The 19,173-nt window shown below is 62.2% G+C and carries 24 protein-coding genes; 11 read left to right on the plus strand and 13 right to left on the minus strand.

Annotated features, from left to right (window positions below; all coding sequences use genetic code 11):
• Positions 1–14: 14 nt before the first annotated feature.
• Positions 15–1,415: a GntP family transporter gene (locus tag S101446_RS10360; protein WP_010508658.1), complete on the minus strand. Its 1,401-nt coding sequence runs from the start codon at positions 1,413–1,415 to the stop codon at positions 15–17.
• 272 nt (positions 1,416–1,687) lie between these two features.
• On the opposite strand from S101446_RS10360, the gene S101446_RS10365 reads away from it, so the two are divergent.
• Positions 1,688–1,867, plus strand: coding sequence for a hypothetical protein (locus tag S101446_RS10365; RefSeq protein WP_010508659.1), 180 nt, complete (start codon positions 1,688–1,690; stop codon positions 1,865–1,867).
• A gap of 48 nt (positions 1,868–1,915) precedes the next feature.
• Here the strand turns inward: S101446_RS10365 and S101446_RS10370 are convergent, their stop codons facing one another.
• The gene (locus tag S101446_RS10370; protein ID WP_010508660.1) at positions 1,916–2,455 is read right to left on the minus strand and encodes a hypothetical protein; all 540 of its coding nucleotides are present in this window, start codon (positions 2,453–2,455) and stop codon (positions 1,916–1,918) included.
• Positions 2,456–3,123: 668 nt separating this feature from the next.
• Positions 3,124–3,735 carry a hypothetical protein gene (locus S101446_RS10375; protein ID WP_239648429.1) on the minus strand — a complete coding sequence of 204 codons (612 nt, stop codon included), beginning with the start codon at positions 3,733–3,735 and terminating at the stop codon, positions 3,124–3,126.
• Positions 3,736–3,895: 160 nt separating this feature from the next.
• Here S101446_RS10375 and S101446_RS10380 point away from each other — a divergent pair, with 160 nt between their 5' ends.
• Positions 3,896–5,026 carry a hypothetical protein gene (locus S101446_RS10380; protein ID WP_087608313.1) on the plus strand — a complete coding sequence of 377 codons (1,131 nt, stop codon included), beginning with the start codon at positions 3,896–3,898 and terminating at the stop codon, positions 5,024–5,026.
• Positions 5,027–5,031: 5 nt separating this feature from the next.
• On the opposite strand, the gene S101446_RS10385 is transcribed toward S101446_RS10380, so the two are convergent.
• Entirely contained in the window at positions 5,032–5,409 is a 378-nt protein-coding gene (locus S101446_RS10385; RefSeq protein ID WP_087608314.1) for a hypothetical protein, read from the minus strand.
• 93 nt (positions 5,410–5,502) lie between these two features.
• The gene (locus tag S101446_RS10390) at positions 5,503–5,976 is read right to left on the minus strand and encodes a surface-adhesin E family protein (protein WP_227672646.1); all 474 of its coding nucleotides are present in this window, start codon (positions 5,974–5,976) and stop codon (positions 5,503–5,505) included.
• Between the two features lie 144 nt (positions 5,977–6,120).
• Here S101446_RS10390 and S101446_RS10395 point away from each other — a divergent pair, with 144 nt between their 5' ends.
• Together S101446_RS10395 and S101446_RS18035 are read left to right on the plus strand one after the other, a co-directional pair.
• Positions 6,121–7,317: an aldose epimerase family protein gene (locus S101446_RS10395; RefSeq protein ID WP_087608315.1), complete on the plus strand. Its 1,197-nt coding sequence runs from the start codon at positions 6,121–6,123 to the stop codon at positions 7,315–7,317.
• 82 nt (positions 7,318–7,399) lie between these two features.
• Entirely contained in the window at positions 7,400–7,573 is a 174-nt protein-coding gene (locus S101446_RS18035; RefSeq protein ID WP_010508667.1) for a hypothetical protein, read from the plus strand.
• A 30-nt stretch (positions 7,574–7,603) separates the two neighbouring features.
• Here S101446_RS18035 and S101446_RS10400 read toward each other — a convergent pair whose 3' ends face one another.
• Together S101446_RS10400 and S101446_RS18040 are read right to left on the minus strand one after the other, a co-directional pair.
• Positions 7,604–7,759 (minus strand): hypothetical protein, encoded by a 156-nt coding sequence (locus S101446_RS10400; RefSeq protein WP_227001026.1) that lies wholly within the window; start codon positions 7,757–7,759, stop codon positions 7,604–7,606.
• Positions 7,760–8,179: 420 nt separating this feature from the next.
• Positions 8,180–8,356, minus strand: a complete 177-nt coding sequence (locus tag S101446_RS18040; RefSeq protein WP_010508670.1) for a hypothetical protein — start codon at positions 8,354–8,356, stop codon at positions 8,180–8,182.
• A gap of 218 nt (positions 8,357–8,574) precedes the next feature.
• Between S101446_RS18040 and S101446_RS18045 the strand changes: the two genes are divergently transcribed.
• Both S101446_RS18045 and S101446_RS10405 read left to right on the plus strand, forming a co-directional pair.
• Positions 8,575–8,736 (plus strand): hypothetical protein, encoded by a 162-nt coding sequence (locus tag S101446_RS18045; protein ID WP_167376435.1) that lies wholly within the window; start codon positions 8,575–8,577, stop codon positions 8,734–8,736.
• Positions 8,737–8,940: 204 nt separating this feature from the next.
• Positions 8,941–9,123: a hypothetical protein gene (locus S101446_RS10405; RefSeq protein ID WP_019085838.1), complete on the plus strand. Its 183-nt coding sequence runs from the start codon at positions 8,941–8,943 to the stop codon at positions 9,121–9,123.
• 186 nt (positions 9,124–9,309) lie between these two features.
• Here the strand turns inward: S101446_RS10405 and S101446_RS18230 are convergent, their stop codons facing one another.
• The 4 genes from S101446_RS18230 to S101446_RS10425 all read right to left on the minus strand — a co-directional run bounded on the left by S101446_RS18230 (position 9,310) and on the right by S101446_RS10425 (position 11,659).
• Complete coding sequence (locus S101446_RS18230; protein WP_208620583.1) at positions 9,310–9,675, minus strand: hypothetical protein; 366 nt, start codon at positions 9,673–9,675, stop codon at positions 9,310–9,312.
• Between the two features lie 41 nt (positions 9,676–9,716).
• Entirely contained in the window at positions 9,717–10,049 is a 333-nt protein-coding gene (locus S101446_RS10415; protein WP_087608871.1) for a DMT family transporter, read from the minus strand.
• A 4-nt stretch (positions 10,050–10,053) separates the two neighbouring features.
• Positions 10,054–10,242, minus strand: a complete 189-nt coding sequence (locus S101446_RS10420) for a hypothetical protein (protein WP_087608316.1) — start codon at positions 10,240–10,242, stop codon at positions 10,054–10,056.
• 337 nt (positions 10,243–10,579) lie between these two features.
• Entirely contained in the window at positions 10,580–11,659 is a 1,080-nt protein-coding gene (locus S101446_RS10425) for a restriction endonuclease (protein ID WP_087608317.1), read from the minus strand.
• Between the two features lie 129 nt (positions 11,660–11,788).
• Between S101446_RS10425 and S101446_RS10430 the strand changes: the two genes are divergently transcribed.
• Both S101446_RS10430 and S101446_RS10435 read left to right on the plus strand, forming a co-directional pair.
• Entirely contained in the window at positions 11,789–12,388 is a 600-nt protein-coding gene (locus tag S101446_RS10430) for a GDSL-type esterase/lipase family protein (RefSeq protein ID WP_087608318.1), read from the plus strand.
• Positions 12,389–12,489: 101 nt separating this feature from the next.
• Positions 12,490–12,885, plus strand: a complete 396-nt coding sequence (locus S101446_RS10435; protein ID WP_039794356.1) for a hypothetical protein — start codon at positions 12,490–12,492, stop codon at positions 12,883–12,885.
• Between the two features lie 118 nt (positions 12,886–13,003).
• Here the strand turns inward: S101446_RS10435 and S101446_RS10440 are convergent, their stop codons facing one another.
• Positions 13,004–14,653 (minus strand): phosphoethanolamine transferase, encoded by a 1,650-nt coding sequence (locus S101446_RS10440; protein ID WP_087608319.1) that lies wholly within the window; start codon positions 14,651–14,653, stop codon positions 13,004–13,006.
• Between the two features lie 220 nt (positions 14,654–14,873).
• Between S101446_RS10440 and S101446_RS10445 the strand changes: the two genes are divergently transcribed.
• On the plus strand, positions 14,874–16,094 hold the full coding sequence (locus tag S101446_RS10445) for an NADP-dependent isocitrate dehydrogenase (protein ID WP_010508687.1): 1,221 nt from the start codon (positions 14,874–14,876) through the stop codon (positions 16,092–16,094).
• A 132-nt stretch (positions 16,095–16,226) separates the two neighbouring features.
• On the opposite strand, the gene S101446_RS10450 is transcribed toward S101446_RS10445, so the two are convergent.
• Complete coding sequence (locus S101446_RS10450) at positions 16,227–17,486, minus strand: dicarboxylate/amino acid:cation symporter (RefSeq protein WP_087608320.1); 1,260 nt, start codon at positions 17,484–17,486, stop codon at positions 16,227–16,229.
• A gap of 285 nt (positions 17,487–17,771) precedes the next feature.
• Between S101446_RS10450 and S101446_RS10455 the strand changes: the two genes are divergently transcribed.
• Together S101446_RS10455 and S101446_RS10460 are read left to right on the plus strand one after the other, a co-directional pair.
• On the plus strand, positions 17,772–18,359 hold the full coding sequence (locus S101446_RS10455; RefSeq protein ID WP_087608321.1) for a TIGR00645 family protein: 588 nt from the start codon (positions 17,772–17,774) through the stop codon (positions 18,357–18,359).
• A 290-nt stretch (positions 18,360–18,649) separates the two neighbouring features.
• The gene (locus S101446_RS10460) at positions 18,650–19,156 is read left to right on the plus strand and encodes an RrF2 family transcriptional regulator (protein ID WP_087608872.1); all 507 of its coding nucleotides are present in this window, start codon (positions 18,650–18,652) and stop codon (positions 19,154–19,156) included.
• Positions 19,157–19,173: the final 17 nt, after the last annotated feature.

Genomic DNA, 19,173 nt, shown 5'->3' on the forward strand with positions numbered 1-19,173 from the left:
ATGACTTAATACTTTCAGGTTGGCAGCACTGCCCACATCGTGGCGACACCAGCGAAAACCAGCAGGGCCGCGACCAGCGTCATGATGCTCCAGCTCCGCAGTCCTTCGCGCACGCTCACGCCGCACATGCGGGTCACGATCCAGAACCCCGCGTCATTGACATGCGACAGCGCCATGCCGCCCGACCCCATGGCCAGCGCCACAAGGGCCAGATGCGTCTGGTCCAGATGCAGCCGCCCGATCATGGGCCCAAGAATACCCGCCGTGGTCATTAGCGCCACTGTGGTCGGTCCCTGCGCCACACGCAGGATCATGGTCAGGACAAAGGCCAGCACCAGCAGCGGCAGCCCACTTGCCGCCAGCAATCCGCCCAGCGCATCCCCCACGCCGCTGCCCACCAGCACCTGCGCGAACGCGCCACCCGCGCCGGTAATCAGGATGATGATGGCCGTCCCCGGCAGGGCGGCAGCCACCACTTCGGACACGGTTGCCAGCGCCAGCCCGCGCCGCAGCCCCAGCAGCCACGCGCACAGCATGACATCCAGCCCAAGGGCGACAAAGGGAATGCCAGCGAAGACCAGAACTGAGCGCAGGCGTCCCGGCGACATGAGTTCCCCCGCCAGCGTGCCCGTCACCATCAGCATGACGGGCACGGCAATGACCGCGATGATTTCCCCCATGGCCACAGGCCGGCGCTGGCCGGCCTGCATGAACAGGCGGGCGGGTTCATCCTCCGCGCCATGCCCATGCGCCGCGTCGCGTGCTTCATCCACGACGGCGCGAATATCGGGCGCACAGCCAAAAGGCTGCGCCATGATCGGACGCGTCAGCACATAGGTCAGCACGGTCACCACCGCCGCCAGCGGCAGACCAAGCAGCAGCATGTGCCCCGCCCCCACGCCAAGGGCCGCCGCCACCGCCACGGCGCCGGGATGAGGGGGCAGCAGCGCATGCACCGTCAGCATGGTCACCGCCATGGGAATGCCAAAGACCGCAGGTGGCCGTCCCGTCTGCCGCGCCATGCCATAGACCAGCGGCATGAGCATGATGACGCCAACCTCGAAAAACACCGGGATGCCCACACCAAAGGCGGAGATGACCAGCGCCAGGGGCACATGGGCCGCCCCCACCCGGCGCACCAGCCCCTGCGCCACGACGGCGGCCCCGCCAGACAGGTCGATCATCCGCCCGATCATGGCCCCGAGGGCCACGATAATGGCGATATGGCCCATGGTGCGGCCCATGCTGCCCTGTACCGCGTCAGCCAGCTTCGCCACCGGCATGCCGGTCAGCAGCGCCACCCCCACCGCAACGATCAGCAGAGCCACGAAGGGATGCAGCCTCAGCCACAGGATCAGCAACAGCAGGACGGCAATGGAACCAATGCCGACCAGAATCAGCGCGAGCGGAGTCATGCAGGGAATCCCGGGCGTAAGAACGGCCTGTCTCGGACGGCCAAACGGATCTTATCGGGCATCCCGACACGGCCCGCAACGCCGCCACGCATGAAAAGCATATCCTGCGGGCACAATGGCGGGAAACCGGCATTTTTCAGGTGATTATCGTGTCCCCCTCAAAGAGGGGAAATTTTCATGCTTGACAGGTTTCAATCCTGTCTGCATTACGCGCCACCGGTCACGAACCGCAGTCGCTTTTTTGGGGCCTGAACGCCCCGGGACGCCATGCCATGACAATCATGATCAATACGCCATTGCCCTCCGCCCGCAGCGTGCATGCACGCCGCGCCGTGGACCATGCCAAGAGCATCATGCGCGAGATGTGGATCGTGCCCATGGTCGTCATGGGCAGCGTCCTGTGCGGCGGGGTGGTGACCCTGCTGTCGCACCTGCTGGGACATGCCGGATAAGGCACGCACGCCCCGGAACGCAGGTCCGGGGGCCGGGTTCAGGCGATCCTAGCGCGATGCCGAACGTTCGTTGCCCGTGCGGCGGCGTTCCGCCTTGTGCGGCGCGGGTTCCGCCAGCCAGTGGATCCGGGCGTTGCGCAGTTCGAAATTGCGCTGTCCCTGTACTCCCATATCCCCGAACGGGTCATAGACCACGCCGCTGACCTCGGCCTGGCACTGCTCGTTCTTGCCGGTATCGCCACAGATCTGCTGGGCCTTGCGGAAGGAGGATTCCTCCATCGTCGGGCCATCAAGCGGCACCGCCCCGTTCCAGTCCACCTGCCCCGGCAGGTCGGCAATACGGAAGGCCGCGCAATCCGCCCCGCCTGAATTGGCGGAGGTGATGTAACACCCCTCGACCCGCACCAGCTTGCCGACATACTGGGCCGCCTGCGTCTGGAACGCCGCCACGTCCAGGGTCGCCACCGGCGCCGGGGCTGCTTCATGGCGTGCCTTCGCTTCCCGTGCCGTGGCGAAGCCGGGGGCGGTTACTGCCGCGACAAGGGCCAGCCCGCCAGCCAGCACGCCAAGATGAAAACGTCGCCTCACGTCCTGTCTTCCTTTTCATGTGGGTCAGCCAGTGCTGACAATCCGCAAAGGAAGAGTGTTTGCCATACACACCGCCATTGTCACCACAGCCCAGCGTGCGGGCTGCCATGCATGCACCTGCCAGATCCCGCGCCGAACCCGCACGGGCGCATGCGGCGGATCACAGCCGACAGGCCATGGGTCGGGCCGGAAGACGATATCCAGTCTTCCCCGACCGGCCCTGTGCCGTCCATGCCCTGATGGCGTGGCGGGATGAATGGGAATTTCCGGCAACGGGGAAAGCCGCCCCCGCCTGCACCGCAAACTTATACCACTGGCGCGCGATTACTGGCCGACCCGTATTTCCACATCATCCGGGACAATGCCTCTCTCTGATCACCCCGTCTGATACGCGCAGGACCTGCGGTGCCTGCAGTCCGCCGCCACATCAATCGAGAGGCTGACAAACCGACTCAGGCACCCTGAGCATCTGGCCCGAAATGCGCGGGAAAACGGGATTCCCGTCCGATATCGGCCATGCCTGCTTTTGCCCACGTACCCACGGCGACAGGGCTGGAACGTACCCTGTCTCGTGCAGCCAGTCCCGGCCTGTGGCCGGGGGAAACCATGTTCAGGCGTAGGTTCTCATTATGGGCGTATGTCATCGGACCACTGGCGCAGGCCGTCCCCTAGAACGGAGAAGCCTTCTGTCCCGCGCCCTGACCCAGATTGGCGAAATGCTGGGTTTCCGCACAGCCACGGAAACGGTCCAGAACGGGAATGCTTCCCGCCAGATTGACGCTGAGCGTCGTGCGGTCGCCAAATTTCACCAGTGCCACATGCGACGTCGCCATGGCGTCCAGCAGGCGGGTCAGGTCGTCGGCATGAATGTCGGCCGCAAGGGTCGTGGCGTCATTGGCCTGCATGTGGAACACGCGGGTATAGGCCCCCACGGTAACCGTCATGTCACCTTTTTCACCATTGGCCAGCGTCCAGTGGTCATCGGCGCTGCGCACCTGCAGCGAATCGGCATCGGCGCGGAACATCAGGATCTCGCTTTCCGAACCGGCAATGCACAGGTCGGTATGCACGCCCGCATCGGGCGTATGATGAATGGCGACCCAGCCACCGGCACGTTCATCCACCAGCATCTGCGACGGACTGGGGGTGCTGTTCTCGTCTTCGGGCTGCATGGCCACGGGCACGGCACGGGGCCGTTCATCGTAGGACTGCGCCAGCGCGATCCCCGGCAGGGCGACCAGTGCCATACAGCCCAGAAGAAAATTCCGTTTTCTGTTCACTTTGCGACAATCCCATTGCAACAAGGACCGACGAATCGGGATAATAGACAGTTTCAGCATCACTGTGACGTGATGTAGACATATATTGTCATAATTCGGGCCATGGAAGGCCATTTCCACATGCCTGTTTCCACGACGGGAAACATGGACGGCATGCCGCATGATTGCGGCAGGTCTGCGACAAAATATGTCCGTTTCCTTCAACGCGATGCGTGCCATGCTGGCGGCGAAAATAATACTAAAGAAGATTTTCATTTTGCCGCGCCACAGGGGCGATCTGTGCAGGCGGCATTGGTTTGTCGGTATCACGCCGTTATCATGGCGGCCGTTGATGACATTTTATGGATACTGGAAGGAAATAGCCGGGATGCGCCTGCTACCTGCTGCCATCCTGGCAATCGGGACCCTCTGCGCCACGCCATGCGCGTACGCCGCCGATCCGGACTGGATATTCGCCAACAGCGGACCGGGCGGCCAGCCCATGATCATGTCCCACCAGGGCACGCTGGATATCATGTTCTACCGCGCCGCCAGCGGTACGGTGGGGATTGCCATTCACCAGCGCCACGGTCGTTACCGCAACCCGAAAGGGGTGGAGACGGCCATGGTGATGATCGGCAAATTCACCATTGCGCTGCAGGTCTTTGGCAATGCCCAGAAATGGGATACGGCTGGTGGCGACCTGAAACCCGATATCGTGCCTGACCTGGTCGTCGCCCTGAAGGGGGCAGCCACGGGGGCGCTGATCCCGTTCGAGCGTGACCCGGTGCCGTTTTCGGTAAAGGGGGCCATGGCGGCCCTTGATGACCTGGCCCAATATGCCACCCAGCACGGGGAAAGCCTGCCGCCGCCGCTGCAACCGGCGCCCGCCGCCCATGCGGCCGCCCCGGTGGTGGATATAGAAAAGCTGGCCCATCACCCGTACGATACCCAGCACGGACGCAGACTGGCGCTGCCGCAATATGACATTGCGGCCAACTGCGACCGCGCCCATATCGAAATGCAGGATACGGATGGGGAATGCATTGGCGCCGAACAGAAAAGCCAGGCAGCCCTGACCGCGCACTGGACCGGATATGACAGCGACCTGCGCGCCGCCTGCCTGTCACTGGTCAGCGACCCGGGGCGGCTGGAAAAATACCAGGCGCTGCTTATGTGCCTGTCGCGCTATCAGGATGACCGGCGGCAGTGGCAGCTTGTCTCCGGTTCCAGCGGTAGCGACGACATCATGCCCGCCAAGAACCCGGCGCAGGCGGGTGATGCGCCCGCGGCACCTGCGGCCCGACCCTGAAAAAATCAGTCTGTGGGGTTGCGGCGCGTCAGTGCGAATATGAAAAAGACCACACCGCTGAGCAGCAGCCCGAACAGGATGACCAGCGGCTGGATATAGAGCACCACCAGCACCAGGAACAGCACCAGCAGGGCGCTGTATTTCAGCTTGCGGTCCTCACTGGAAAACAGGTCGATCAGGCCGTCCGAAATCTGGTGCAGGGCCGATGCGCCGTCCGTGCCTTCACGCGGCGCGACCGTCAGGCCCCGCCGTGCCAGCTGCTGCAGGAAAGCACGGGCCTGATCCTGTGCCGGGGCAGCCGCCGCATCACGGCCCATGCCGGTGGGCAGGGATGCCGCCACGGCATCAATGACACGACTATCCACAGAAACCTTATCGTCCATTTTTAGCAGTTCCCCCAGCCATGCAGCGTGCAACGCGCTGGCCCATCCACGCTGTTATCCACATAACTTACTGGTTTATCCCCAAAAGGGGGATTATTGCCCTCCGGCATGATTATGGCCCACATGGGCGCATGCAATACGCCTGCCATCGCGCAGGGACGGGTCGACCGTCATTTCCCCACGCGGCACCGGGCCGTCAGCTATCCGGTGACCCGTGCCCATATGGCCCGACCATGTGGCATAGGACAGCGTGCGGTACGTATCCGCCGCACAGTTGTACATGACGGAAAACCGGACCGAGGCAAAGGGCAGCCCGTGACGGATCATGTCCTCGTCAAAATCCTGGATGAACGTGGCGGATGAATGCGTGCCATGTACCTGGACCGAGGCCAGGTCGATATATTCATTCACCTTGTTCTGGTACGGCGGCAGCTTCTGCAGTTCCGTCTCACCATGCGGGGCCGGGGATACGGGCTGGTCCTGCACCTGTGCCGCCCTTGCGCCGTTTACCATCCCGCCACAGGCCATGCCTGCAGCCATCAGCGCCACCACAACCCTGTATCGCATCTTCTCCCTTTCAGGCGCGCGAAACGCACGCGTACACACCAGACCCGTATTCATTGCCCTGTTTTGCAGGATCGAACCCATAGCGGCAAGATAAACAGCAGGGAAACGGGTTTCATATCGACCCGATAATGACAGGAATACGCCATGCACGCTTTTTTTTCGCACGGGTGCGACCGTTTTTCCCTTGCCGGGCTGCTGGTAATGGCGGTTGTCACGGCGGCCCATGCGGGTCCGACACCAGCCATGACACTGGACCGCGCACCATTTGGCACCACCCCGGACGGCCAGAGGGTCGCACGCTTCACCCTGGCCAACCGGCATGGCATGCGCGTGCAGGTCATGACCTATGGCGCGACCATTACCGCCATCGATGCACCCGACAGCAGCGGCCATGTCGCGGATATCGTGCTGGGGTTCCCGACGCTGGACGGCTATACGCGTGATAGCGCCCGTGGCGGCCTGTTTTTCGGGGCGACGGTCGGGCGCGTGGCCAACCGCATCGCCAACGGCGCCTTCGTGCTGGACGGACAGACCTACCATATCCCCCGAACCGAGGGGACCAACGCCCTGCATGGTGGCCGCAGGGGGTTCGACAAGCATGTCTGGACGGTGGAAAACACCAGCGTCACCGCCCGCAGCGCCAGCGTAACCCTGAAACTGGTCAGCCCGGACGGGGATGAAGGCTTCCCCGGCACACTGACCACGCATGTCACCTTCAGCCTGAACGATGGCAACGAACTGTCACTGCACTACACCGCGACAACGGACCGGCCCACGGTGGTCAACCTGACAAACCACAGCTACTTCAACCTAGGTGGGGAGGGTAGCGGATCGATCGAAAACGAGGTCCTGCAGGTCAATGCCGGTACCTTCACCCCCATTGATGCGAAATCCCTGCCACTGGGCACTGTCGTATCCGTTGCGGGCACGGCGCTGGACTTCCGCACGCCCCACCGCATTGGCGAGCGCCTGCGCGATCCCGACCCGCAGATGATGTATCCGCACGGTTATGACCAGAACTGGGTCGTCAACGGCCAGCTATCGCGGGTGCCGGTGCCTGCGGCCCGCCTGTGGGATCCGGCATCGGGACGGGTGCTGGATGTGCTGACCACGCAGCCGGGGCTGCAGGTCTATACATCCAACGCGCTTGACGGCAGCTACGTCGGGCCTTCGGGTCATGCCTATCGCCAGACGGATGCCGTGGCGCTGGAAACACAGCATTATCCCGACAGTCCCCACCACCCCGGTTTCCCCAGCATCATACTGCGGCCGGGGCAGACATATGACGAAACCACCCTGTACCGCGTGGGCGTGCAACCTGCTCCCCATCCGCGTCCTTAAGGAATATGGGAAATACCGTTGATTCCGGAGGGAATATCCTTACATACCTCACCATAGCGTGATTGAAGGACATAGGATCCAGATGAAAAAAATTGCCGTTGTGCTTCTGCTCGCGGGGCTGGCAGCATGCCAGTCCGGTCATTCGCCCTCTGATCCCAGCGAAAGCGGCGGTATCGGTGGCATGACCGGATCACCGGGGCAGGATGCACCCAGCGATGGACCCGGCGGGAGTGGTGGACCGGGCATGGGCAACTAGTCCGCACGACCGGGTGCGGGCGTGGTGGTATCAGTCGCGCCCGCCACTCAGGTTGATGACGCCAAGCCCCAGCAGGCCAAGCCCGGCCAGCCCTTCAGCCACCATCCATGATATCGGGCCGATCCCTTCAGCCGTCATGCCGCGCACCAGAACGCCCACGCTGCCAATCATCAGGAGCAGGGACACAATGGTAACCCATTTTACAATCTTGCCGCGGTTCATCAATCTCTTCGCTGTCTGTCGATCCGGTTACCGGCAGGCCCGGTCCCTGTCCTTCTAACACCCTGAACGGTCAATCGTCCAAACACAGCATGCGCAGCCGCAATGCGCCTGCCGCGTATCAGGGATCATTTCATGCAGATGTGATCCCCCGCCGGTGCATCTTTCCGTATCTTCATTGCGTTGATGGTTTCATGAACCCTCCGGGCACAGGCCCCACGACAGGGATATCCCACACCGGCAAGGAGCAAGGTCATGCAGGCAACCGGCACCCTTTCCACCCCGCCACGTGAATGGTCCGCGCGGATGCGGCACCTCGTGCGGACATGTGCGGCCTATCCATACGCCTTCCTGCATCTGTGGGACGGGGACTGACCCCGACCCGGTTCATTCATGCCGCAGGTCGGATGCGGAAAACCATTCGTCATTTCCCGTACGGTCACTGCGCACGCGGATCTGGCCATTTTCGATGATTTCGACAATGTCGCCCTTCATCCCGCGCAGTTCCGGCTTGACCGGTGCATCATCCCTGACCACCACAATATCACCTGCCTTGAAATCCATGTCCGGTTCTCCTTTTTCCGATTATGGTGGTCCTGCGCGGGGAGGTGGCCACCGTGGCCCACGGTCCCGCCCGCATCCGCCCCAATCATGCCAGTGATGGCGGACATCACAAGCCGTTGTCCGGCCATGTCATACCACATCCGCACAAAGGGCAGGTTGCCGCAGGGAAAGATGTTCCGACATGAAGGGGGAACCGATACAACATACAGGAATGCTTCATGTCATCAGAACATCATCTGCCTTCCACCACGGACCTGCAGCGCGAACTGGAACAGGTCCGTCGTGATTACGCCATTGCACTGAAGGACCGGCCCGAACACGCCAGGGCGCTCGAAGCACGCGCCAAAAAGCTGGAAGCCGAACTCGCCCGCCAGAAATAACAGGCGCATTCGGGTCGGGATACGACACATCCGGCCGCGCCGGGCGGCACGGCATGCACCCGGTATTGACTGTCACCATGTCAAGATGGCTGCATGACAGGCTGCCATGCGGCGGCAGACATGGTTCATGGCGCGGTTCCACCCCATGTGAAGGGGAACGGGCACACCGTGTGTCCCCTACAGAACAAGAATTAGGATGCTATCATGAGCAAAGTGGCAACCAGTGGTCCTGACGCACAGGGCAAGTACAGCCTGGAAGTAAGCATCGGCGGCCTGACTGGCACGCTGGGCGGTTTTTCCTCCGCTATGGAAGCCGAGGATTACGCCGTTTCCCTGCTGCGCCGCGTCAAGGAACTGGCCAAGGCCGACAACCTGAAGACGGCCTGAAATAATTCCTGAAAACCCGCCGGCAGGGGGTGGCATGCGACAGTATGCCCCCGTCCGGCGGGATGACGGCCATCGCCGGTCGTCATTATGCCTTTTTTCTTTATACAGTTGGAAACCTGACAGGATCAGGACGTGAAGCTGTATATGGAAAAAAGGACACTCTTTCCCATGAAACGACTGACCCGGTCACTGTCGGTACTGGTTTTGGCCAGTCCGCTTGTCGCCTGCGTTGATGGCCCCGGATATGGCGGCTATTACGGCGGGTACGGTTATGGCCCCAGCGGGGGTTATTATAGCGGATATGGCGATTATTACGGCGGCGCGCCCGAATATATCGGGCGCGGCGGTGGTTGGGGCGGCGGTCGCGGCCGCCCCGGTGGCGATTTCCATGGTGGTGGCCCACGTGGTGACTTCCACGGTGGCGGACCGGGGGGCGGTGGAGGCCACGGTGGGCCGGGCGGTGGCGGCGGTGGAGGTCATGGCCCTGGTGGACCGGGCGGCGGTGGCGGCCACGGTGGTGGTGGCGGCGGTCACGGCGGGCCGGGCCGACATTGATGCATATGGCCGGTTCCGTTTGCGGAACCGGCCATTTTTTATCCGTGCTGCCCCCCACCCGACAGCAGGTTCATGACCAGTACGCCACATATGATAAGCGTCATGCCCACGACCGCCGCCAAGTCCAGCTTCTGCCCCAGCACCACCCGACAGACCAGCGTGATGAGTACCGTCCCGACACCCGACCAGATGGTATAGGCCACGCCGGTGGGAATGGCGCGCAACGCCAGGGACAGCGAATAGAACGCCACGCCATACCCGACCACGGTCACACATGACGGTCCCGGCCGTGTAAAGCCATTGGATAACGTCAGGCAGAACGTGGCGGTGACTTCCGCCGCAATCGCGATCAGCAGATAGACATATGCCATGCCCCTATCCGCGCCGACGGCCCGCCGTGCCACGGGGGGGCAGTCCCGTCAGTCGGGGCCGGGGCGCGCGCGGGGGCAGCGGCGTTTCATCGCGAATCGCCACGGCATCATGCCCACGGGCGCGCAGCGCATCAGCGATGCGCTGGACATGGGTCCATTGCGCCCCTGCATACAGTTCACGCCCGTCCAGCATTACACGATGTCGTCTCAACTTTTCCCTCAATCCGTCATATCTGGCCATAAAGATGGGGACAGCAGGCATGAAACGCAACGGCACGGGAAATTTGTTTCAACAGTGCAGGAAACCTTCGCTTTCGTGAAACGATTCATGTATAGGAAAGATAGGAGGTATGATACATGAGCAACTCTGCACGCATGATCGCCCATCTGCTGATCACGGTCCGGTTGAGTACGCGCAATCGTCCTTCCGCCCCTGTTCCCGCAGTTTCACGCGATTGAACATGTCGCGCCGGGGTTACCCGGCGCGCATCCGTCAGACATATTTTGTCATGTTATGACATGATGAGGGATCACGCCTTTTTCCGTTCCCGTGCCAGACGGGCGGCAAAGGCAGGCAATTCATCATGATGCAGCAGGAACACCTTGTTGGACCGGGCCAGCTGCCGCGCTGAAGTCGTGTAATCCGCATTGGAGACGACTGCCGCAATATCGGCATGGTAATGCAGCCGGGCGGCCGAAATCTGCTGCACGGCCTCATTCCCCACCGCATTGCGGTACAGCTTGCACTGCACGACCAGCCGTTTTCCGCCGCGCGTGGCGATGACATCCGCGCCCTGGTCCCCTCCGGGCGGCGTTGCATGCGCATCCCACCCACAGGCACGCAGGCGGTCGGCGCAATAGCGTTCGTAGCCGATCGGGTCCATGTCTGGCGTGTAACCGCCGGTGGCCTGTCCCGCTTTCTCCCCCGACAGCTTCTGGCTGGCCACATTCCCGATCCGGGCCAGTACGCGGTCCGCAATGGCGGGCCATGCCCATTGCAGGCGACGGTCCAGCAAGGCGGGCTTTATGATCGTCCTGATGAATTCCGTCTGTTCGCGTTGCCACCGGGCCGTACGTTCCACGCCATAGCTGTTGACCTGCACCAGTTGCCTGCGCCGGATTCGCAGCGCGTCGGCATGGCGGGACACCAGCCGCCTGCACACGCGCCATGCCTGCCGCCTGCGCAAAAGCCGCCAGCCATACCGTAACAGCGGCCACAGCAGCACGGCCCCGACCCCCGCCATGACCAGACGCAGCAGGCCGGATGGCCGCGACGGCAGTTGACCCGCCACGGGATGCAGGACGGCGGCAGGAAAATACAGCGCACCCTCCCCTTTCTGGATGGGCAGGTGGCGCAACAGCACCGCATCGCCATGATGGCCCAGTACCTGCCAGTTCCCCGTCCCGTCCACGCGCCTGCAGTGCATCTGGATCAGCGTACGACCGGACGACATGGCCGCGGGGGACAGGCTGCCCACCCGTTGCAATGTGGCCGCCTGCGTGCAGCCAATGGTTGCGGGGGGAACGTGACAGGTCGCCTGTTCCGCCATGGCGGCCAGCGGGGCCAGCAGTATCCCGCACCCCACCCATGGCATGATCCCTGCACGCATTCCTGTGTTCCGCCCCTTGTTCATAATCTGTTCTGCGACACTACCGTATGAGAACAAAATGGGAAAGTATGGAAATGCCACTCTTTTCCAGCATGGTTTTTTATCTTCCGCCATGCCTATCATGCCGGTATGCGAATCTGTTTTATCGGCGACAGCTACGTAACGGGCACGGGTGATGAAACCTGTCAGGGATGGGTGGGACGCCTGTCCGCCACGGAACGGCAGGCAGGCCATGACATCACACCCTACAACCTGGGCGTGCGGGGACAGACCAGCCACGACATCGCCCTGCGGTGGCATGCCGAAACCCTGCCCCGCCTGGCCGGACGACATGACGGGGGCATCGTGCTGTCCTTTGGCGTCAATGACTGCACGTCCACCGCACGGGGGCAGCCACGCGTGCCGCATGAAGCCTCCATTGCGACGACACGCCAGATCCTGCAACAGGCCCGGCCATCGTGGCCGGTCCTGGTGATCGGCCCCCCACCGGTCGGGCGGCCCTGTCCCGACGGGCGCACACGGGCGCTGTCGCATGCCATGGCTGACGCATGCGCGCAGGTATCCGTGCCCTTCCTGTCGATATGGGAACCGCTGCTGGCCCATCCCACATGGTGCACCGAGATCGCGCGCGGCGATGGCGCCCACCCGTCGGGCGGGGGCTATGCCGCGCTGGCACGGATCATCCATGACTGGCCTGCGTGGCGAAAGTGGATGGGACCGCTACCCTAAATCCGCGCGCCGGTTTATCCGTTCCCCTTGGCATGGCGCGACGGCAGGGTCACATTCGCCACATGACCGCCATATCCCGTTTTGAACAAAGGCATACAGACATGAAAAAGATCATTACCTGTGCCCTGCTGGGCGTGCTGGCAGCCAGCGCCGTGCCCACGGCGCATGCCGAAGTGCCGGAGGGGGAACTGAACTCGCTCTATATCCGGCCGGAAGTGAAGCTGCCCGCGCCTGCGCTGACATTCCCCAATTATCCGGTCGTTGATGACTGCACGACGGAATTTGGTGATGAAGTCACCAATGCCTGCGTCACACAGGAAAAGGAACGCGCGCTGGTCCTGCAGCCCGCATGGGACGAGTACCAGGACAGCGACAAGATCGCCTGTCAGGAAGACGTGACGCATGTACGCCATGTCCAGCTGTACAAAAACCTTGCCTACTGTCTGGACAAGCGCCGCTATGACGCATGGCTGAAGAAGCACCCCAACGGGAAATAAGGGAACTTCCGAAACAGGGCATTGATGAAAAATAGAGGTTTTTTGGGCACCGCCTTTTTCCAAGGAGGCGGCGCTTCCTGAAGCTTCCTGAACAAAGCTTCACCAAGGCCCCCTGTCCTTAATCCCTTGCGATATGGCACCGGCCATCATCATGGCTGTGGTCATAATCGACATTCTGGTTGGTCGTGCTGTCCCCATGCACGATGCGCGGCATGTGGGCGGGATGGACGGACAGCACCGACAGGCCCGCATCCGCCGCACCGTAATACAGCCCTGCGGCATCCAGTACGCTCGGCGGCAGGGCCGCAAGCGTCAGCGGGACATGCACGTTATCCCGCGCGGCCTGCGCCGCCTGCGGGTGGGCGGCCTGCCATGCGGTGGATGTCCACAGGTAGAATGGTATTTCATACGCGGCGCGCACGTCCCCATGCGCGGGAATGCCACCGGTACATTCCGTAACCCGCACCCCGTGGTCAGATACGTAGAACAGGGCGGATTCCCCCCCATGCGCCGCCAGCGTGGCGCGGACATGGGCCAGCATGTGATCGGTATAGGCAATGCTGTTGTCATAAGCCGTGCCAAGGCTGGCAAAACCGCGTGGGTAACGGTCAGCCGCGTTTTCATGGCTACCGAACAGGTGCAGCACGATAAAGACCCGCCCATGCGCATCCGCAATCGCCTGGTCCACGACCGGCAGCATGCGCCCGTCCAGCACCGGACTGCTCATCAACCCGTCATGCACGGTGGTGTAGGCGATATGGCGGGCCTGTTCCGAATATGCGCCGATCACGCTGTCATATGGCCCCAGACGCGGGTGGTTGCTGATCCACCACGTATCAAATCCCGCCGCGTTGAAAACCGATACCAGATCATGCCCCGGCATCGCACCGGGCCGCAGACGGTCATAACCGGACAGGATGACCGGCACGGCGCCCACCGTGTAGTCGAAGGGCGTAACCATGTCGTCAAAGCGGACAAGTCCCGGTACCTGCTCCATTTCCGGCGTGGTGGGAAGGCCATAGCCATAGCTGTGGTGATGATCGCGCCGCGCACTTTCCCCGATCACCAGCACGATCACCTGTGGCGTGGTGGGGGGCGCAGGATCAAAATGGATCGGTTCATGGCTGATCCGCCGCGCCATTTCGCTCACGCGCCGGGTTTCACGCCGGGCGGCGACATAGCCGGTCGCCATGCTCCACGGCCATGCCCGGTCAAAGCGGGAATGGATGGGCACCATCGGGTTTTCGGTCCCGCCCCGCGTGGGGGGCAGGTGCCGCCATAACTGCACGGTAGGCACGACGGTCCACGCCAGCAGCACGGCCACGCAGGCCAGGCGCGTGCGGACGCGCCATCCGACCACAACCCCGCGCGGCCGCGACAGGTAGAACCCGGCCAGCACCAGCCACACCAGCGTCCACGCCCCCAGATACGGCAACACAGGCCGCACATACCCCAGCACAACGGGGAACGAGCAGTAAAACAGGATCAACCACAGCGGATATCCCGGCGGGACGCCACTTATGCTTATGTAGTACAGCGCCGCAGGCAGCAGCACGACCACCGGCAGCAGGCACGCCAGCAATACCCGCCTGCTGTTGAACAGCAGCGCAACCGTCGCCCACAGCACAACCGACCGCACGATCCCCTGCAACGCCGTGCAGGCGGGCAGTAGCGCAAGGACGGCCATGAGACCAGGCAGCATGTCAGGCCACAGGCGCGGCAAACGGCCCTGCCTGCGGGCCGGATCATGGGGGGAACGGGCGGTCATGCGCGTTTCATGTCACACGCCCCCGTCCACGGGTAGCCCCATCGTGCGGGCAGGCTGCGCGATGATGGCACGTTTGTGAATGAACCTGCGTGCGGCAATGCTTTTTATCCCCTGTCGGCACGCCTAATAATGCGACCGCCGGGAGGCCCGCTGCGCGAACGGGCGCCAGAAAGAAAAAGCACATAAAAACAGTAATCATCTAAAGGCAGACAAACGTACCATGGCAAAAATAAAGGTCAAAAATCCCGTTGTCGAAATGGACGGCGACGAGATGACCCGCATTATCTGGCACTTCATCCGCGAACGGCTGATCCTGCCGTATCTGGATATCGACCTGAAATATTATGACCTTGGCATCCGCCATCGTGACGAGACCGATGACCGCGTGACGGTGGAAGCCGCCGAAGCCGTGCGCCGGTACGGCGTGGGCGTGAAATGCGCCACCATCACCCCCGATGAGGCACGGGTGGAGGAGTTTGGCCTGAAGAAGATGTGGCGTTCGCCCAACGGCACCATCCGCAACATCCTTGATGGCACGATCTTCCGCGAACCCATCATCTGTTCCAACGTACCCCGCCTTGTGCCGCACTGGACCCAGCCCATCGTGATCGGCCGCCATGCCTATGGCGACATCTACCGCGCCGCCGAAACCCGCATTCCCGGTCCCGGCAAGGTCACGCTGCGCTACACCCCCGCCGATGGCGGCCCGGAACAGGTGCTGGACGTGCATGACTTCAAGGGCCCCGGCGTGGCGCTTGGCATGCATAACACCCGCGCCTCGATCGAAGGGTTCGCGCGCGCGTCCCTCGCCTACGGGCGTGACCGGAAGCTGCCGGTTTACCTGTCCACCAAGAACACCATCCTCAAGGCCTATGACGGCATGTTCAAGGACGTGTTCCAGGAAGTGTACGAACGGGAATTCAGGGCCGAGTTCGAAAAGCTGGGCCTGACCTACGAACACCGCCTGATCGATGACATGGTGGCCTGTGCGCTGAAGTGGAAGGGCGGCTATGTCTGGGCGTGCAAGAACTATGACGGCGATGTGGAAAGCGACATCGTGGCACAGGGCTTCGGCAGCCTTGGCCTCATGACCTCGGTGCTGCTGAACCCGACAGGCGACGTGGTGGAAGCCGAAGCAGCCCATGGCACCGTCACCCGCCATTTCCGCGAACACCAGAAGGGACGTCCCACCAGCACCAACCCCATCGCGTCGATTTTCGCATGGACACGGGGTCTGGCCTATCGCGGCAAATTCGATGACACGCCCGACGTAACCCACTTCGCCCAGACGCTGGAACGCGTCTGTGTGGAAACGGTCGAAGGTGGCCAGATGACCAAGGATCTTGCCCTGCTGGTCGGCAAGGACACCAGATGGCTCGATACCCAGCCTTTCCTTGACGTGCTGGATGAAAAACTGGGCGCGGCGCTGGCCAAGGCGTAAGAACACGAACGGGGCGGCGCACTGGCCGCCCCGTTTCGCACCAGATTGAAAATTAAAGCAGTTTTTAGTGAAGCTTTGTTCAAAAAGCTTCAGGGAAGCCGCCTTTTTGAAAAAAGGTGGCCCCCAAAATTTTTATTCCCCCTCCTCCAGCGGATGCGACGCCAGTGCGCCTTCCCACCGCGCCGCAACGGCAGCGGCATAGCCATTGCCCAGAACGTTGGTGGCCGTGCGCGCCATGTCGAGGAAGTGGTCGATCCCCAGTATCAGCGCCAGCCCTGCCTCCGGCAGGCCGAACTGCGGCATGACGGCCGCCAGCGTGACCAGTGCCGCGCGCGGCACGCCGGCGATACCCTTGCTGCTGAGCATCATCACCAGCACCATCGCAACCTGCTGGCCCAGCGGCATGTGAATTCCGTAAGCCTGCGCGATGAACAGCGCGCCAAAGGACTGGAACAGCACCGACCCGTCCAGATTGAAGCTGTAACCCAGCGGCAGCACGAAACCGCTTATGCGGTCAGGCACGCCAAAACGCTCCAGCCGTTCCACCAGCAGCGGATAGACGGATTCACTGCTGGCCGTGGCGAAACCCAGCAGGATGGGCTGCACCAGCAACCGGGCCAGTTCAAACACGCGCCGGCCCAGCACGCAGAAGGTCATGGTGGTCAGCAGCACCCACAGCACCCCCAGCGTACCGTAGAATTTGCACAGGAACATGCCGAACGTGCCAAGGATTCCCGCACCACTATGCGCCACACTGCCCATGACGGAACCGAATACCGCGACGGGGGCGACATACATGACCATGTCGGTCATGCGCAGCATGATGCGCGCAAGTTCCCCGGTCCATGGCAGGATCAGGCGCTGCGCACCTTTCCCCGCTGCTGGCAGCGCCAGCCCGAACAGGATGGAAAACACCACGATCTGCAGGATGTCATTGCGACCCATGGCGTCGAAGATACTGGTCGGCACGACATGCAGCACGAATTCGATCAGGTCGAAGTGACCATGCGCAAGTCCCAGGTCCCCCACCGATAGCGGGGTCGTGAACCCCGCCCCCGGCTGCAGCAGGTTCGCCGCCACCAGCCCCGTCACCAGCGACAGGAAGGACGCGGCAATGAACCACAGCAGGATACGCCCGCCGATCCGCATGACCTGCGCGCCATCGCCAAGACTGCCGATGCCCGATACCAGGGTGGCAAAGACAAGCGGGGCAATGATCATGCGCACCAGCCGCAGGAACAGCCCCGTAAGCAGGGTGGCAACCCGGGCGGCGGGGTCACTTGCCGCAGGCCCCGCCGCATGCAGGACCAGCCCCGCCACAATACCCAGCACCAGGGCTGCGACAATGGCGCGCGTACGGTGGTTTGCATTACTTTTACCGGGATCGGCCAATATCTCAGTATCCTGTTGCGGTGAAAGACACGCGGGGAGTAGCGCGGCGTCCCCCCGTCACGCAAGGCGGCGGCGCGCACGGCCCCACCGGCGCATCCCGCGCCAGTCGCGCATTCCGCCCCATGCCCCGGTCATACGCCATAATTCCCGCCCGTAATGGCGGTGGGACCATGCCGGGACACATAATTGTCATCACCCGCCGGAAGAGGAAAAAAGTCCGATAAAAAAGTTTGGCGATGCGATATATACCTACCCATTCGGGTAGGATGAGATTATACAGACCCCATGCACGATCCCACGCCGCAGGCGTCGTCTCCGGTTCCCACGCAGGGAACACCATGGCTGGAAAGCGGCCTGGAACGACTGTTCTTTCGTGCGCGATGGTTGTGCGCACCGTTATATCTTGGTCTGACGGCCGGGTTGCTGGTGATACTGGTCAAATTCTTCCAGACCGTGTGGACGCTGGTCAGGCATAGCTACACGCTGGAATTCGATGATGTGTTTGTCGGCATCCTCGACATGATTGACCTGGTGCTGCTGGCGAACCTGCTGCTGATCGTGATGTTCGCGGGATACGAAAATTTTGTTTCCAAGCTGGATGTGCGCAACCACCGGGATTTTCCCGACTGGATCGGGCACGTCACGTTCGGGGATATCAAGATCAAGCTCATGGCTTCCATCGTGGCCATGTCGGCCATTCATGTACTGGCGGATTTCATCCGGGTTAATGAAATCTCCAGCCGGACACTGGCATGGAGCGTGGGCATCCACCTGGCCTTCGTCGTATCGGGCCTGATGCTCGCGATGATGGACCGGATGATGGAGCCACCCGCCCGCCCGGCAGGGTCACAGACAGAATCGGGCACCCACTGACAGGTCGCCCGTTGCCGTTGCGACGGCCATGAACATGACGCCCCGGCGGGCGTTGCAGGCACGGACTGGCGCCTGAGGGAACCTGCACCCGTTGATTTGGGGCAGGAAGAAGGCATTTACGCCTCATTACAATCACATTTACGTGATATTATAGGACTGTTTACGTCGCCTTTATTTGCCATTGGCTTACTGAAACCAAGGGCTGAAGCATATTTTAACATATAAATTGTATTTGAAATGCTGTTTATATGGGTCTGTTTCTGTCGATTACCCCTATGTTAGATAGCCACATGCGCCTGACCCTGCACACTGATTATGCATTACGTACGTTGCTATACATGGGAATCCATGCGGATAGACGCGTGTCGATCCATGAAATCGCCAGCGCGTACGACATCTCCGAAAATCACCTTGTCAAGGTCATTCATCGGCTGTCACGCCTTGGGCTGATCGATGCACGCCGTGGCCGGGGCGGGGGACTGCTGCTGGCCCATGCGCCCAAGGACATCCGTATTGGCGACGTCGTGCGCCAGACCGAGGACGACATGCGCCTTGTCCATTGCGAACCGGGCGCCACCGAAAACGCCAGCTGCTGCATCCTGTCGGACATGTGCCGCCTGCGCGGGGTACTGTCGGTGGCGCTGGGGGCATTCATGCAGGTGCTGGATGGCACGACACTGGCCGACCTGCTGCCACCGGAAGAACACGGCATGCTGCGCGAACGCCTGCCCGGTCCCAAGCTGACGGTGCCCCCGACCGGCAAGGTCGCCACGCAGGACAGGCCGACGCTACAGTAAATCCTTCCCATACATGG

Origin of the sequence: Komagataeibacter europaeus (genome assembly GCF_002173515.1) — a bacterium.
Classification (GTDB): Bacteria; Pseudomonadota; Alphaproteobacteria; order Acetobacterales; family Acetobacteraceae; genus Komagataeibacter; species Komagataeibacter europaeus.

Bases quoted from the DNA above. Each gene is read 5' to 3' on its own strand.
- S101446_RS10385 (WP_087608314.1), bottom strand. From the start codon at position 5,409: ATGGACGATAAGGTTTCTGTGGATAGTCGTGTCATTGATGCCGTGGCG.
- S101446_RS10415 (WP_087608871.1), bottom strand. From the start codon at position 10,049: ATGGCATATGTCTATCTGCTGATCGCGATTGCGGCGGAAGTCACCGCC.
- S101446_RS10405 (WP_019085838.1), top strand. From the start codon at position 8,941: ATGAGCAAAGTGGCAACCAGTGGTCCTGACGCACAGGGCAAGTACAGC.
- S101446_RS18045 (WP_167376435.1), top strand. From the start codon at position 8,575: ATGTCATCAGAACATCATCTGCCTTCCACCACGGACCTGCAGCGCGAA.
- S101446_RS18040 (WP_010508670.1), bottom strand. From the start codon at position 8,356: ATGGATTTCAAGGCAGGTGATATTGTGGTGGTCAGGGATGATGCACCG.
- S101446_RS10390 (WP_227672646.1), bottom strand. From the start codon at position 5,976: ATGCGATACAGGGTTGTGGTGGCGCTGATGGCTGCAGGCATGGCCTGT.
- S101446_RS10360 (WP_010508658.1), bottom strand. From the start codon at position 1,415: ATGACTCCGCTCGCGCTGATTCTGGTCGGCATTGGTTCCATTGCCGTC.
- S101446_RS10380 (WP_087608313.1), top strand. From the start codon at position 3,896: ATGATTGCGGCAGGTCTGCGACAAAATATGTCCGTTTCCTTCAACGCG.
- S101446_RS18035 (WP_010508667.1), top strand. From the start codon at position 7,400: ATGAAAAAAATTGCCGTTGTGCTTCTGCTCGCGGGGCTGGCAGCATGC.
- S101446_RS10445 (WP_010508687.1), top strand. From the start codon at position 14,874: ATGGCAAAAATAAAGGTCAAAAATCCCGTTGTCGAAATGGACGGCGAC.
- S101446_RS10430 (WP_087608318.1), top strand. From the start codon at position 11,789: ATGCGAATCTGTTTTATCGGCGACAGCTACGTAACGGGCACGGGTGAT.
- S101446_RS10455 (WP_087608321.1), top strand. From the start codon at position 17,772: ATGCACGATCCCACGCCGCAGGCGTCGTCTCCGGTTCCCACGCAGGGA.
- S101446_RS10440 (WP_087608319.1), bottom strand. From the start codon at position 14,653: ATGACCGCCCGTTCCCCCCATGATCCGGCCCGCAGGCAGGGCCGTTTG.
- S101446_RS10420 (WP_087608316.1), bottom strand. From the start codon at position 10,242: ATGCTGGACGGGCGTGAACTGTATGCAGGGGCGCAATGGACCCATGTC.
- S101446_RS10435 (WP_039794356.1), top strand. From the start codon at position 12,490: ATGAAAAAGATCATTACCTGTGCCCTGCTGGGCGTGCTGGCAGCCAGC.
- S101446_RS10365 (WP_010508659.1), top strand. From the start codon at position 1,688: ATGACAATCATGATCAATACGCCATTGCCCTCCGCCCGCAGCGTGCAT.
- S101446_RS10395 (WP_087608315.1), top strand. From the start codon at position 6,121: ATGCACGCTTTTTTTTCGCACGGGTGCGACCGTTTTTCCCTTGCCGGG.
- S101446_RS10425 (WP_087608317.1), bottom strand. From the start codon at position 11,659: ATGCGTGCAGGGATCATGCCATGGGTGGGGTGCGGGATACTGCTGGCC.
- S101446_RS10460 (WP_087608872.1), top strand. From the start codon at position 18,650: ATGCGCCTGACCCTGCACACTGATTATGCATTACGTACGTTGCTATAC.
- S101446_RS18230 (WP_208620583.1), bottom strand. From the start codon at position 9,675: ATGTCGGCCCGGCCCGCCGTGACCGCCGCCACCACCACCGTGGCCGCC.